At 43.3% G+C, this 14,128-nt stretch carries 16 protein-coding genes; 14 read left to right on the top strand and 2 right to left on the bottom strand.

Features of this window, described 5'->3' with window-relative positions:
• The first annotated feature begins 22 nt into the window (after positions 1–22).
• The 8 genes from Q8P28_10800 to Q8P28_10765 all read left to right on the top strand — a co-directional run bounded on the left by Q8P28_10800 (position 23) and on the right by Q8P28_10765 (position 8,884).
• Positions 23–1,771, top strand: a complete 1,749-nt coding sequence (locus Q8P28_10800; protein MDP2683265.1) for a DUF2326 domain-containing protein — start codon at positions 23–25, stop codon at positions 1,769–1,771.
• 61 nt (positions 1,772–1,832) lie between these two features.
• Positions 1,833–2,438, top strand: coding sequence for a four helix bundle suffix domain-containing protein (locus Q8P28_10795; GenBank protein MDP2683264.1), 606 nt, complete (start codon positions 1,833–1,835; stop codon positions 2,436–2,438).
• Positions 2,435–5,665, top strand: a complete 3,231-nt coding sequence (locus tag Q8P28_10790) for a type I restriction endonuclease subunit R (GenBank protein MDP2683263.1) — start codon at positions 2,435–2,437, stop codon at positions 5,663–5,665. The genes Q8P28_10795 and Q8P28_10790 overlap by 4 nt, the downstream gene beginning before the upstream one ends.
• Positions 5,666–5,671: 6 nt before the next feature.
• A complete protein-coding gene (locus Q8P28_10785; protein ID MDP2683262.1) occupies positions 5,672–6,643 on the top strand; it encodes an ATP-binding cassette domain-containing protein in 972 nt (323 codons plus the stop codon).
• A 2-nt stretch (positions 6,644–6,645) separates the two neighbouring features.
• Complete coding sequence (locus Q8P28_10780; GenBank protein ID MDP2683261.1) at positions 6,646–7,410, top strand: ABC transporter permease; 765 nt, start codon at positions 6,646–6,648, stop codon at positions 7,408–7,410.
• 109 nt (positions 7,411–7,519) lie between these two features.
• Positions 7,520–7,816: a PilZ domain-containing protein gene (locus tag Q8P28_10775; protein MDP2683260.1), complete on the top strand. Its 297-nt coding sequence runs from the start codon at positions 7,520–7,522 to the stop codon at positions 7,814–7,816.
• Positions 7,817–7,835: 19 nt separating this feature from the next.
• Positions 7,836–8,669: a 16S rRNA (cytidine(1402)-2'-O)-methyltransferase gene (gene rsmI, locus Q8P28_10770; protein ID MDP2683259.1), complete on the top strand. Its 834-nt coding sequence runs from the start codon at positions 7,836–7,838 to the stop codon at positions 8,667–8,669.
• On the top strand, positions 8,666–8,884 hold the full coding sequence (locus Q8P28_10765; GenBank protein MDP2683258.1) for a hypothetical protein: 219 nt from the start codon (positions 8,666–8,668) through the stop codon (positions 8,882–8,884). Before rsmI ends, Q8P28_10765 begins: the two co-directional genes overlap by 4 nt.
• Positions 8,885–8,893: 9 nt before the next feature.
• Here the strand turns inward: Q8P28_10765 and Q8P28_10760 are convergent, their stop codons facing one another.
• Together Q8P28_10760 and Q8P28_10755 are read right to left on the bottom strand one after the other, a co-directional pair.
• On the bottom strand, positions 8,894–9,574 hold the full coding sequence (locus Q8P28_10760; GenBank protein ID MDP2683257.1) for a hypothetical protein: 681 nt from the start codon (positions 9,572–9,574) through the stop codon (positions 8,894–8,896).
• A complete protein-coding gene (locus Q8P28_10755; GenBank protein ID MDP2683256.1) occupies positions 9,575–9,859 on the bottom strand; it encodes an acylphosphatase in 285 nt (94 codons plus the stop codon).
• A 116-nt stretch (positions 9,860–9,975) separates the two neighbouring features.
• Between Q8P28_10755 and Q8P28_10750 the strand changes: the two genes are divergently transcribed.
• The 6 genes from Q8P28_10750 (at position 9,976) to nuoD (ending at position 14,063) form a co-directional block, all read left to right on the top strand.
• The gene (locus tag Q8P28_10750) at positions 9,976–10,539 is read left to right on the top strand and encodes a HEAT repeat domain-containing protein (GenBank protein MDP2683255.1); all 564 of its coding nucleotides are present in this window, start codon (positions 9,976–9,978) and stop codon (positions 10,537–10,539) included.
• A 108-nt stretch (positions 10,540–10,647) separates the two neighbouring features.
• Positions 10,648–11,259: an NAD(P)H:quinone oxidoreductase gene (wrbA, locus tag Q8P28_10745; protein ID MDP2683254.1), complete on the top strand. Its 612-nt coding sequence runs from the start codon at positions 10,648–10,650 to the stop codon at positions 11,257–11,259.
• Between the two features lie 134 nt (positions 11,260–11,393).
• A complete protein-coding gene (locus tag Q8P28_10740) occupies positions 11,394–11,756 on the top strand; it encodes an NADH-quinone oxidoreductase subunit A (GenBank protein ID MDP2683253.1) in 363 nt (120 codons plus the stop codon).
• Positions 11,747–12,316 (top strand): NADH-quinone oxidoreductase subunit NuoB, encoded by a 570-nt coding sequence (gene nuoB / locus Q8P28_10735; protein ID MDP2683252.1) that lies wholly within the window; start codon positions 11,747–11,749, stop codon positions 12,314–12,316. Before Q8P28_10740 ends, nuoB begins: the two co-directional genes overlap by 10 nt.
• The gene (locus tag Q8P28_10730; GenBank protein MDP2683251.1) at positions 12,317–12,814 is read left to right on the top strand and encodes an NADH-quinone oxidoreductase subunit C; all 498 of its coding nucleotides are present in this window, start codon (positions 12,317–12,319) and stop codon (positions 12,812–12,814) included.
• Between the two features lie 61 nt (positions 12,815–12,875).
• Positions 12,876–14,063: an NADH dehydrogenase (quinone) subunit D gene (gene nuoD, locus Q8P28_10725; protein ID MDP2683250.1), complete on the top strand. Its 1,188-nt coding sequence runs from the start codon at positions 12,876–12,878 to the stop codon at positions 14,061–14,063.
• Positions 14,064–14,128 lie beyond the last annotated feature (65 nt).

The raw sequence follows: 14,128 nt of genomic DNA, 5'->3' as shown, positions 1-14,128 counted from the left end.
GTCTCTTGAGGAGGGTTGGTAAATGATATATTCCGTGAAGAGCGATCAGCCTTCATTCAAAAAAATAGATTTGAAGCCAGGATTTAATGTGATTCTTGCAGAAAGGACAAAAGAGTCCACAAAAAAAGATTCACGAAACGGGCTTGGGAAGTCCACTCTTATCGAGATCATACATTTTTGCTTGGGTGCAAATAAAGGAGAAACGCTTTCAAAGAAGGAATTGGATGACTGGGCATTCACCATAGACCTTGACATCGCAGGGAAAAAATATTCTGTTACCAGAAACACTACCAAACAAAATAAAATTATCATAGAAGGGGACTGTTCTGGATGGCCGATTCCACCAGATGCCGACCTTGAGACAGGCAACAAAATGCTTTCCAAAAATGACTGGAATAAGACACTCGGCGTATTGATGTTTGGACTTAAACCTTCATACGACACTATGAAATACGTACCAACTTTTAGAAGTTTGATTTCTTATATTGTCAGGCGTAACGGTCAGAGAGGTGCTTTTCTTAATCCATTTCAGCAGTACAAGCAACAGCATACGTGGGATATTCAGGTGAATAATGCATATCTTCTTGGCCTTGGTTGGGAATTTGTTTCTATGTTACAGGTATTGAAAGATAGAGAGAAAATTCTTGCTCAGATTAAGCAGGAAGCACAATCAGGAATTCTTGCTAATTTAATGGGAACGATTGGAGAGCTTGAAGCGGTTAAGGTTAGGCTTGAAGCTCAAACTAAGCAAGAAGAAGATGATTTAAAAAAATTCAAAGTGCATCCGCAGTACAGTAATATAGAGTTAGAGTCAAACGACATAACCAGAAAAATACATGAACTTATTAACGAAAACATCAATGACAAGAGACTGCTTGAACACTATGAGTCAAGCATTAATGAAGAAGTCGACGTGAAACCGGAGCGCGTCATTAAAATCTATGAGGAAGCAGGACTCCATTTACCGAACTTAGTGACGAAAAGAATTGATGATGTTTTGTCTTTCCACAAGCAGGTTGTTACCAATAGAAAGGATTTCCTGAAAGCAGAAATAGAAAGAATAAAAACTAACATCGGACGGATAGAAAATGAAAAGCAGCGGCTCTCCTCAAAAAGGGCTGAATTAATGCTTGTTTTGAAAGAGCATGGCGCACTTGAAGAGTATACACAGTTGCAGAATCACCACCAAAAAACCGTTTCTCAACTTAAAGATTTAGAGTTAAGAATCGAAAACTTGAGAAAATTTGAGCAAGGAAAGAGCGAGCTTAACGTAGAAATTGAACTGCTTCAGCAACAGTTAAGCACAGATCTTTCCGAAAGAAAGGCGCAAAAAGAAAAAGCTATTCTCCTGTTTAATTCTAACTCACAAGCACTCTATGAAGCCCCTGGTACACTCTCAATTGATGTTACAAAGACCGGTCTTAAGTTCGGTGTAAATATAGAACGCTCAGGAAGTCACGGCATTGGCAATATGAAAATATACTGTTATGACCTTATGCTTGCACAGATTTGGTCTGAAAAAGGATTTGCGCCACGCTTCCTAATCCATGACAGCATAATTTTTGCTGATGTTGATGAAAGGCAAAAGGCGTTAGCTCTTGAACTTGCGGCAAAAGAATCGGCAAGGCTAAATTTTCAGTACATATGCACGATGAATTCCGATGCGATACCCACTAATGATTTCAGTGCTGATTTTAAATTTGATGATTATATTCGTCAGACGTTCACTGATGCCACAGAAGCGGGTGGGCTCTTGGGAATACGTTTTTAGAGCTAATAGTGTCAGTTGAAAATTAGCCGCATGAGATATACAAGATGTACAAGAACAGAAAATGAATAACAAAAACCAGAAACCAAAACCTTCCCTCATCCCGCCTCACGGCGGATACCGCAATCTGAGATCCTACCAGACGGCGGAACTTGTCTATGACGCTACGGTGTCGTTCTGTGACCGCTTTATTGACAGGCGTTCGCGCACGCATGACCAGATGGTGCAGGCGGCGCGAAGCGGGGTGCAGAACATTGCTGAAGGTAGTATGGCGTCTGCAACCTCAAAAAAAACAGAACTCAAACTGACTGGCGTTGCCCGGGCAAGTCTTGAAGAATTGTTGCTGGATTATCAGGCTTTTCTTCGTCAGAAGGGTTTGCGCATCTGGGCTAAGGATTCACCAGAGGCTATGGCAGTGCGAAGGAATTATCAGTCAGACAAGTCGGACATGTCTGACAGGTCAGACCCTTCTGCCTGTGCGGACGCAGACAGGTATTCTTTGAAAGCGGCTTCACCAGAGGTTGCGGCAAACACTCTTATTTGCCTGATAAACCAAGCCAGTTATCTCCTTGGGCGGCAGCTTCGGAGGCTGGAACAGCAATTTCTTGAAGAAGGCGGTTTTACAGAAAGGCTATATAAGGCGCGGGTACAGGCCAGAAAAACAAAATGACCAAAATCACTGAAAACAACATAGAAACCTTTGCCATAGAAACGCTCCAGTCTCTGGGCTGGGAGTATGTTCACGGCCTCGCTATTGCCCCGGGCGCAGAGCACTCGGAAAGGGAAAGTTTTGAACAAATCATTTTAACGCATCGCTTACGCAAAGCTATTGCAAGGTTAAACCCCGATATTCCAGCCGATGCACAGGAACAGGCTATTCAAAAGGTATTGCGTATTTATTCGCCTGACCTGCTGCACAACAACGAGACCTTTCACCAGTTTTTGATTGAGAAAATAAAAATCCCTTATCAGCAGGACGGTTATGAAAGAAGCTATGAGGTTAGTCTGATTGATTTTGACAATCCTCTGAATAATGAATTCTTAGCCGTCAATCAATACACAATCATTGAGAACAATCAAAACAAGCGTCCCGATATTTTGCTTTTTATCAATGGCATTCCGTTAGTTGTGATTGAATTGAAGAATGCGGCGGATGAAAATGCCACCATAAGGAAAGCCTTTGACCAGATACAGACTTACAAGGCTACCATACCGAGCCTTTTCACCTACAATGCCGTTTGTGTAATCTCCGATGGTATGGAATGTAAGGCAGGGAGTCTTTCAGCAGGGTTCAGCCGTTATATGACATGGAAGTCCGCAGACGGCAAAAAAGAGGCATCACGGTTTATTCCACAAATAGAAATTCTGATAAAAGGAATGTTGAACCCCGCTACATTATTAGACCTTGTCCGCAATTTTATCGTTTTTGAGAAATCAAAAAAAGAAGACCCCAAGACCGGTATTATAAAAGTTGAAACTGAAAAGAAACTATCTGCATACCATCAATACTATGCGGTGAATAAGGCAGTAGAAAACACCCTCAAGGCTGCTTCCACTGATGGAAACCGCAAGGGCGGCGTTGTGTGGCATACACAGGGCAGCGGCAAATCCATTTCAATGGTTTTTTACACAGGCAAACTGGTATTGAGTCTTAACAATCCAACTGTTGTAGTTATCACAGACCGCAATGATTTGGACGACCAGTTGTTTGAAACCTTCGCAGCATCAAAGCAATTGCTCAGGCAAGAGCCGGTTCAGGCAAAAGACCGTGAACATTTAAAAGAACTTTTAAAGGTTGCATCCGGCGGAATTGTGTTTACCACTATTCAGAAATTTTTGCCTGAGGCAGGCAGGGCGGAATACGACAGGCTTTCGGACAGAACAAATATAGTTGTTATCGCTGACGAAGCCCATCGGACTCAATATGGGTTTGAGGCAAAACTGATCGATGAAAAGGACAAAGAGACCAAAGAGGTTGTCGCCAAACGGATAGCCTACGGTTTTGCCAAGTATATGAGGGATGCGCTGCCCAATGCCACATATATCGGATTCACAGGCACGCCCATTGAGAGCGCAGACATAAACACCCCGGCGGTGTTCGGCCAGTATGTTGATATATACGATATTTCACAATCAGTTGCCGACGGCGCAACCGTCAAGATTTATTACGAGAGCCGTTTGGCAAAGGTGAATCTGGATGAAGAAGGCAGACGGTTGATTGAAGAGTTTGACAAAGAACTTGAAGAAGATGGAGAAATAACCGACAAGCAGAGAGCCAAAGCAAAGTGGACGAAACTTGAGGCGATTGTAGGAAATAAAGAAAGAGTAAGAAACTTAGCCAAGGATATTGTTACCCATTTTGAGCAGCGGCAGGCTGTATTTGACGGCAAGGGCATGATTGTGGCTATGAGCAGAAGGATTGCCGTTGACCTCTACAATGAAATTATCAGGCTGAGACCTGACTGGCATAATGACGATCTGACAAAAGGCGTAATCAAGGTTGTAATGACCGCATCCAGCGCGGACGGCCCTGTTATGCAGAAGAAGCACACGACAAAAGCACAGCGCAGGGTTTTATCCGACAGAATGAAAGACCCTGCAGACACGATGAAGCTCGTTATTGTCCGGGATATGTGGCTCACAGGATTTGATGTGCCGTGTCTGCATACAATGTATATTGATAAGCCCATGAGAGGCCATACCCTGATGCAAGCAATAGCAAGGGTGAACAGGATATTTAAAGATAAGCCCGGCGGCTTGGTTGTAGATTATTTAGGCATTGCATCAGACCTCAAAAAAGCATTGGCCTTCTATTCCGATTCAGGCGGCAAGGGCGACCCGGCAGAAGGGCAGGAAAAGGCAGTTGCAGCGATGCTGGAGAAATTGGAAGTAGTGCGCCAGCTTTTATTTGAAGAAAGCAAAACAAAAAAAGCAATTATGATTGCAGAACCCTCTGCTTATTATGCCGACTATCCCGGAACAGGCTTTAATTATAAGCGTTTCTTTTCTGCAGCCCCAAAAGAAAAACTGTCTATCATCTTACAGGCAGAAGAGCATATATTAGGTTTGGAAGACGGCAAGAACCGTTTTGTTCGTGAGGTAACATTGTTAAGTCAGGCATTTGTTCTCTCTATACCGCATGAAAAGGCATTGGTGGTTAAAGAGGAAGTCGCATTCTTTCAGGCAGTAAAGGCAAGGCTTGTAAAGTTTGTCGTCAGCGGCACAGGCAGGTCGGATATAGATATTGAAACGGCCATAAAGCAGATAGTTGATGAGGCATTGAGTTCCGGGCAGGTAATTGATATTTTTGATGCGGCTGGGATTAAGAAGCCGGAGATATCTATTCTGTCAGAGGAATTTTTGCTGGAAATAAAGGGAATGAAGCATCAGAACCTTGCCCTTGAATTATTGAAGAAAATATTAAATGATGAAATCCGAAGCCGTTCAAGAACCAATCTTGTAAAAGGCAAGGCATTACTTGAGATGCTTGAAACAGCAATCAAGAAATACAATAACGGATTGCTTACAACAGCGGAAATCATACAGTTCCTTGTTGATGAAGTCGCCAAAAAAATAAGGGAGCATGACGAAAGAGAAAAGAATCTGAACTTATCAACAGAGGAGCTGGCTTTCTATGATGCGCTTGCGGAAAACAAGTCGGCGGTTGAAATCTTAGGGGATGAAAAATTGAGAATTATTGCAATCGAAGTGGCGGAAAAGGTAAAGGCTAATGCAACTATAGATTGGACGATTCGGGAAAGCGCAAGGGCAAAGCTGATGGTGCTGGTGAAAAGAACATTAACCAAATACGGTTACCCTCCGGACGTGCAGCAAAAGGCTATTGATACGGTTCTGAAGCAGGCGGAGCTGCTGGCGGATTGGTTTGTCGCCGCATAAAATTTTATGTCAATTATCGAAGTTACAGACCTTGTAAAAAGATATAACGGCCTTACAGCCGTAAACGGCATATCATTTACTGTAAATGAGGGCGAATTCTTTGGATTTCTCGGGCCTAATGGCGCTGGGAAGACAACAACCATAAACATACTCTGCACACTTCTGGCCCAAACATCGGGAAAGGCTGAGGTCAATGGTTTTGACTGCCTGAAACAGCCGCCCAAAGTTCGCTCATCCATTGGGTTGGTGTTTCAGGACATCACCCTTGATAACGAGCTGACAGCGTATGAAAATCTCAAGTTTCACTGCTACCTTTACAATATGGAGAAGGCAAAGGCAGAAGAGAGGATAGAGGCTATACTCCATATTGTGGGTCTTTATGACAGGAAGGATGACCTTGTAAAAAGGTTTTCCGGGGGCATGAAGAGGCGCCTTGAAATAGCGCGGGGGCTTCTGCATCATCCAAAGGTTTTATTCCTTGATGAGCCGACCCTCGGCCTTGATCCTCAGACAAGGGCGCATGTCTGGGAATTTATAAATAACTGGCGCAAAAAAGAGGGTATAACAGTATTTCTTACAACGCATTATATGGACGAGGCAGAGGTGTGCGACAGGATAGCCATTATAGACCACGGGAAGATAATTGCCTGCGGCACGCCTGAAGAACTTAAAAAGATGATAAAGGGCGATACCATTTATCTGAAAACAGAGGATGATAACGCTGCCGGCGCAGAGATAGAAAAAAACTTTGGTATAAAGGCCATAAAACTACACGACAGCATCTGTTTTAATGTGGAGGCAGGCGACAAATTCATCCCGAAGATTTTTAACGGCCTCAAAACGGCTGTCTTTTCCGTGAATCTGAAAAAACCTACGCTTGATGATGTCTTCATGCACCTTACAGGCAGGGAGATAAGGGAAGATAATAACAGCAGCAGGGGCGGAGAGACCTTAAGGCTCAGAAGGAAAAAGGGCTAACCATGTTTTCTTATAAAGCAATATATGTAATTGTAAGCAGGGAGTTTAAGCGGTTTTTCCGCCAGCGCGGGAGACTGATCGTTACCTTTGCCCGCCCTATCCTATGGCTGTTTGTAGTGGGGGCAGGTTTTACCCGGCTTGTCAATATTCCCGCAGGTATGAACTATAGGCAATTTTTGCTGCCTGGCATTATCGGCATGACAATACTTTTTAGCTCTATATTTTCCAGCATATCTGTTGTGTGGGACAGGGAGTTTGGATTTTTAAGGGAGATGCTTGTTGCGCCCATATCACGGACTACCATTGTGATAGGCAAACTCTTAAGCGGCGCCGCGCTTTCCGTGCTTCAGGGCGCTGCCTTGCTTGTTTTTTTGCCGTTTTTAGGCCTTAATATGAATCTTGTGGAATTTCTTGCAATGCTGTTTTTCATGACCCTTTTGAGCGTTGCCATAACCGCCCTGGGGCTTTTTATATCTGCATTCCTCACATCCCTTGAAGGTTTTAATGTGATTATGAATTTTATAGTCCTGCCCATGTTTTTTTTAAGCGGCGCACTTTATCCCATGAACGCCCTCCCTCCTGCCCTTCATTATTTTACGCTTATAAACCCGCTCTCCTACGGCATTGATGCCTTTAAGCATGTATTATTCAAAAACAACACTGCATTTGGCGCTGAATTTCCCCTCTTCCTTGACATAGGTTTACTGGCGCTGTTCTCAGTTGGAATGACAATCCTTGCGGCGCGTTTTTTTGAGAGAAAAGGATAATTTTTTACTTTAGTTATGGAGGTTAACCTGATAAATTTGTTTTATGCGCCTTTTGCTGAAAGGATAACAGATAGCTGAAAAGAAGGTTATTAATAGACATTTAAAGAGAATGAATGTGCTGTTTGGAACTGATAAGCCGGTATTTCACGGTTTTACAGTGGATATTTCCAATACAGGGATATTTTTAAAGAGCGTTAAGGTATATACGCCGGGTTCTGTTGTTGCCGTAGAGATTCATATACCCGGCTGCGGTGTTGTAGAGTTTCATGGCAGGGTTATGTGGGCAAAGGCTGTTCCATCCAATATGATAAATATTATTAAGAAGGCTGGAATGGGTGTAAAGATAATAAATTTTTTGAAAGGCGAAGATGAATATCGGAAATTGGTAAAGGAATTACATCATTAGCAGATAGGGTTTAGGAGATATGAAAACTCTTTTTATAGTTGCCACGCCGATAGGAAATCTTGAAGATATAACATTGAGGGCGCTCAGGGTCTTGAAAGAGGTGGATATAATAGCCGCTGAAGACACGAGGCATACGAAAAAGCTTCTCAACCATTACGGTATAGCTAAACCGCTTACAAGCTATTTCGAGCACAATGAGATTAAAAAGGCAGAGCAACTCATATCACAGCTTAAAGAGGGAAAGGATGTAGCCCTTGTATCTGACGCAGGAACGCCAGGGGTATCTGACCCCGGTTACAGGCTTGTAAAACTGGCAATTGAAAATTCCATCCCTGTTGTTTCAATACCAGGCCCATCTGCAATTATAGCCGCATTAAGCGCTGCCGGTCTGCCTACGGATAGTTTTTGCTTTGAGGGCTTTATCCCGTCAAAGTCTGGGGAAAGGCGAAGATTTCTTGCAAGTCTTAAAGGGATGAAAAAAACCATTGTGCTTTATGAGTCGCCGAAAAGGCTTTTGGAGTCATTGGCTGATATAAATAGTATATTGGGCAATATTAGTGTGGTAGTTGCAAGAGAGATGACTAAACTCCATGAAGAGATTATAAGGGGAAAGGTGATTTCTGTATTGGAAGGATTAAGAGGCAGAGAGATGAAAGGGGAAATAACCCTTCTCCTTAATCTTAAAGAGTTTAAGGCCGAACAAGAACTTTCCCTGATTGACGAGATTAAAATCCTGCAAAAAGAACTGGGGCTGCCCCTTAAAGAAATAGCTAAAATAATAGCTGAACAAAGGGGAATCCCCAAAAGAGAGGTTTATAAAGAAACGTTGAAATTGAAGGAGGAGAAAGAATGATAAAAAAGGCAATGCAGATAACCCTCGGCATATTTATCGGGGTCATATTATTATACCTGTTTATCTACTTTGGCGGCGCAGACTACCTAAAGGCCTTTGGCAAAAAAACAGAGCAGGCCGGCGAGGGGCTTAAACAGTATGAAAAGGGCGTTAAGGATGTTGGCGATAAGGTCTTGGAAAAGGCCAAAGAAAAGGTGAAGGAAAGGATGCCGTAAATAAATTTGTCATTTGGATGCTTCCTTGGATTCCTCTGTAATTTTAAATCCAAACGATAGCGCTATTGTTGATGTGCCTATATAAATCTCTTTCATGGTTATTGCTGCCTCGCTTGCTTCTTCATCAATACCGGAAAAGAGCAAAAGACGCGATGTCCGCTGTCCTGGGGCGAGGGTGATGGTAAGGTCATAGATTATATCCTTTATGACGTTAATCGTAGTCTCGGGATTAGGTAAATTCCCAAGAAGGGTATACAGGTCTGTATAATCTAAAGGTTTATGCAGCCCCATATTGTTGTCAAATAATGTTGTGAGCGACGGGTTATACATTACCTTTGCCTTTGAAGAGTTTTCTATGTCTAATAAAAATACAAAATATCCCGGTTGGGTTAGTATCTCTATCAAAGGATTATTCGCATCTTTGCCTGTGAGTAATTTTTTAGTTTCCGATGAATTAAGCGGAGAGATGCTGACCTTTACATCATTATTGCTGAATACTATATTTTGTTCTGTAATACTGTATCCTGGCAGCGTGGTCGGCAGCGGCGTAAGAAATGGATGGCCTTTTGTAGATGCGCAGCCTGTTAAAACAGTAAGCAGTAAGCAGGTAGCCGCAACCTTTAGATTGCGTTGCAATCGCAGGCTAAAGCCTGCGGCTACCTGCTGACTCCTGACTTCCGTATTTATCATCTACACCCCATGGATCACTATAAAATTTTTAAACTCACCTTTATATGTTTCCCAATCTGTCTTTACATTTTTAACCACGGCCTCAGGAGGGCCGTTATGACACCACTCAATAAGTTTTTTTACAGGCTCTTCATCTTCTTCAAAAACAGCCTCTACTGTGCCGTCAGGCCTGTTTCTGACCCAGCCGTGTATAGAATTTCTGTCTGCCTGTTCCTTTGTGTGTGCCCTGAAGAAGACGCCCTGCACAATGCCTTCTATGATGAGATGCGCCCTGACCTTTGCCATGTATTTCTCTGTCTCAAAGTTAGCACAACTTTTAAAGAACAGCAAGTCCTGTTAAGAAAATAATATTAAGAAAATAATTCCTTGCAACTTTAGGCAATATTTGGTAGCAATAGATTATGGATAAGAGGAAAGAGGCGCTGGTTAGGTCTTTAAAAGACACTGATGAGGCTGTAAGAAAGCTGGCAGCAGAGGCTCTGGAAAAGGTTGAGACCAGAGATCGGATGGAGAATATCGAAAAACTTATAAACCAGGGCGAAAAGGTGGAAAAGCTCCGCGCTGTTTATGCCCTCGGAAGGCTTAAGGGCCAAAAGGTAATCCAACTGCTCCTTAAGGCCGTTAAAGACCCGATTGAGGATGTGAGGGCTGCATCAATAAGGGCTCTTGGCAGTATGGGGGATGCCAGGTTAATTTCTCCGTTGACAGAGTGCCTTTCAGACAACAGCCCTGTCATAAAAAGGGCTGCAATAGAGGCGCTTGGAGATTTCAGGGATCCCAGATTGACGGATTCCATTATGTTGATGCTTAAGAACGATGACAGCGGTGTTGTGGAAAGGGCAATAGATGCGCTTGGGAAAATCGGCGACAAAAAGGCAGAAGATGCCCTGATATATTTTGCTGTAAAAGGCTCCGGTAACATCAAGGCCAATGCTATAAAGGCCCTCGGGGAAATAGAATCTTAATCTTTAATAAAGGTTTGCTATTGTAAAAATATCTGCTATAACTTATAACATCAAGGTTTTTAACAGAAGAGATTATATCAGGCAAAAATAAAAAAAGGGGGTAAAATCATGAAAATCTTAATTGTTTACTATTCCATGTATGGGCATATATATCGTATGGCAGAGGCTGTTGCAGAGGGGGTTAAGGAAGTCAATGGCGCAAAGGTAGAGATGCGCCGTGTGCCGGAAACACTGCCGGAAGATGCGCTTAAAAAAATGGGGGCAATAGAGGCTCAAAAAAGCTTTGTGCATATTCCTGTATGTACTGTAGATGAGCTATCTTCCGCTGATGCGATCATCTTTGGCACGCCGACGCGGTTTGGAAATATGTGCGGGCAGATGCGCCAGTTTCTTGATGCTACAGGCCAGCTCTGGTTAAATGGCGCGCTTGTCGGCAAGGTTGGGAGTGTATTTACAAGTTCCGCTACACAGCACGGCGGCCAGGAATCTACCATCCTCAGTTTCCATACTACACTCCTCCATCAGGGGATGGTTATTGTGGGTTTGCCATATACCTTTCAGGGCCAGATGCGCATAGATGAGATTACCGGCGGTTCTCCCTACGGCGCCTCTACGATTGCCGGGGGGAAGGGGGAGCGGATGCCAAGCGAGAATGAACTGGCAGGAGCTCGGTTTCAGGGAAAACATGTTGCAACAATAGCCTCCAAACTTGCTAAATAGCTTAAGTATCTTTGGCTTTATCATGTTACCTCTGCAATATTTACCTTTTTTCTTGACAATTGGATGTCAGATGTTTTATGGTTTGCAACGCTATTTTATTTATCATTAATAAGCTGATGCGGAGGTAACCGGTAATGCTCTTATCTTATCTTCCTGTCCTGGTAATTGTTGGTTTTGTTGTTTTTCTTGCCTCTGCTATTCTATTTATAAATCACCTTTTAAGTCCAAAAAATCCTTATAAAGATAAACTATCGCCGTGGGAATGCGGCATGGAGCCTATTGGCGATGACGCCAACGCAGGTCATTTTAAGGTTCACTTTTTTATTATAGCAATCCTGTTTATAGTCTTTGATGCAGAGACCCTGTATTTATTTTCGTGGGCGGTTGTTCTTAAAGAACTTGGGGTGGCCGCATTCGTGGAGATGTTTATATTTATAGCCATCTTGCTTGTTGGCCTCATATACGCATGGGCAAAGGGGGCGCTGGAATGGGTATAATAAAAAGTCCATTAGAAGGGGTTGTGCAGTTTACAACCCTTGATGATATTGTAGAGTTGACAGGCAGGACAGCAGCCGCTCTGGCAAAGACTACAGGGGTTGATGTTGTTGTTGACAGTGTTGTCAACTGGGGGAGAAGGTCTGCCCTCTGGCCCATGACATTCGGCCTTGCGTGCTGCGCAATAGAGATGATTGCGGCAGGCTGCTCCCGCTATGACACAGACAGGCTTGGCATAGTTTTCAGGCCTTCTCCAAGGCAGAGTGACGTCATTATCATTGCAGGCACCATGACAAAAAAAATTGCGCCTGCTGTTAAAAGGGTGTACGACCAGATGGCGGAGCCGAGGTGGGTTATTGCCCAGGGAGGCTGCGCATCGGCAGGCGGGCCTTATAATACATATTCGGTCGTTCAGGGCACAGACCTTGTTATACCTGTGGATGTTTATATCCCAGGTTGTCCGCCAAGGCCTGAGGCGCTTTTATACGGATTTTTACAGTTGCAGGAAAAGATAAAAAAAGAGATGCCGTCAATATTTGCAAGATATGAGGTAAAGGCATAAATGACAATCGCTCCTGATTCAATCCTTATAAAAAATATAAAAGAAAGATTTGGCCCGTCTATCCTTGACACCATCATATTCAGGGATGAAGTAACCCACTTAATCAGGAAAGACAGCTTATTAGAGATATGCGGATTCCTGAAAATGGATTCTGAACTTCAATTCAATTTTCTTTCAGATATTGCAGCCGTTGATTATTTTCCCCAAAGGCCGAGATTTGAGGTTGTATATCACCTTTATTCAATCCCCAAAAAACACAGATTAGGGCTAAAGGTTAAGGTAGAAGATGGCGAGGTTGTCCCTTCTGTTACCTCTCTCTGGAATAGCGCGGATTGGGCAGAGCGGGAGGCATACGACATGTTCGGAATTATATTTGAAGGGCATCCGAATCTTAAGAGGATATATATGCCTGATGACTGGGAGGGGTTTCCCCTGCGAAAGGACTATCCTTTAAAGGGATATAAAGACCAGTATAATCCGTATGGGGAAGAAAAGTAGTTGCCGATTTATCGGCGTTTTTAAATGCGCCCAATAAATTGGGCAACTACCGTTATTATATATGGCAAACAACGAAGAAATAGCAACAAAAGAAATAACATTAAGTATGGGGCCGCAGCACCCGTCCACCCACGGTGTCCTTCATATGCTTCTGGATATGAAAGGCGAAAAGGTTATCAGGGCATATCCTGATATAGGCTACCTGCACAGGGGCACCGAGAAGATTGCGGAAAACCTGCTGTATCATCAGTTTGTTCCGTATACGGACAGGCTGGAATATTGGTCTGCAATGGGCAATAACTTAGCCTATGTAATGGCTGTTGAAAAGCTTCTTGGCATCGAAGTTCCTGAGCGGGCAAAATATATAAGAGTAATAACAGCTGAACTTTCACGTATTACAGGGCATCTTACATGCATCGGAGCATGGGCGCTTGATCTCGGCGCGATGACAGTACTGCTTTATGCTTTCAGAGAAAGGGAGATGGTGCTTGATTTGTTTGAGATGATATGCGGGGCAAGGGTTACGCACAATTATTTGCGAATCGGAGGAGTGAGGTACGACCTCCAGCCTTTGTTTAAAGAGAAGTGTCTTGAATTTGCCGAGTTTTTTCCAAAGAAGATAGACGAATATGAACAGCTTTTAACTAATAACAGGATTTGGCTTAAGAGGAACAAAGGGGTTGGGGTAATTTCAGCAGAAGATGCTATAAATCTTGGATTGACCGGGCCGATACTGCGCAGTACAGGCGTCAAATGGGATATTAGAAAAGATGAGCCATATCTTGTTTATGACAGGTTAGATTTTGATGTGCCAATTGGTGAAAATGGAGACTGCTTTGATAGGTATGTTCTCCGCATTGAAGAAATGAGGCAAGCGGCAAGAATAATAAAGCAAGCTCTTTTACAGATGCCAGATGGCAAGTCATCCGTTGATATGCCGGATGTGGTTCTGCCTCCACGAAGGGATATAGAAACTAATATGGAGGCGCTAATACATCATTTTAAAATTGTTTCTCATGGCTTCAAGGCGCCAAAGGGCGAGGTTTATGCCAGTGTTGAAGCGCCAAAAGGTGAGTTGGGGTTCTACATCCTAAGTGATGGATCTGAAAGACCATTTAGGGTAAAGATACGGGCGCCCTCCTTTGTAAATCTGCAAGCTATAGACCATCTGTGCAAAGACTGTTATCTTGCAGATGTTGTGGCAATAGTTTCAAGCCTTGATCCGGTATTTGGAGAGGCGGATAAGTAAGACGGGCAAGAGGCAATGGGCAAGAAGCAATAGGTAAAACAAAAGGCAGAAAATATTTTCCTATA

The organism is Deltaproteobacteria bacterium, from assembly GCA_030690165.1.
Lineage (GTDB): Bacteria > Desulfobacterota > GWC2-55-46 > UBA9637 > UBA9637 > JACRNJ01.
This window is presented reverse-complemented; position numbering and strand designations above follow the sequence as displayed.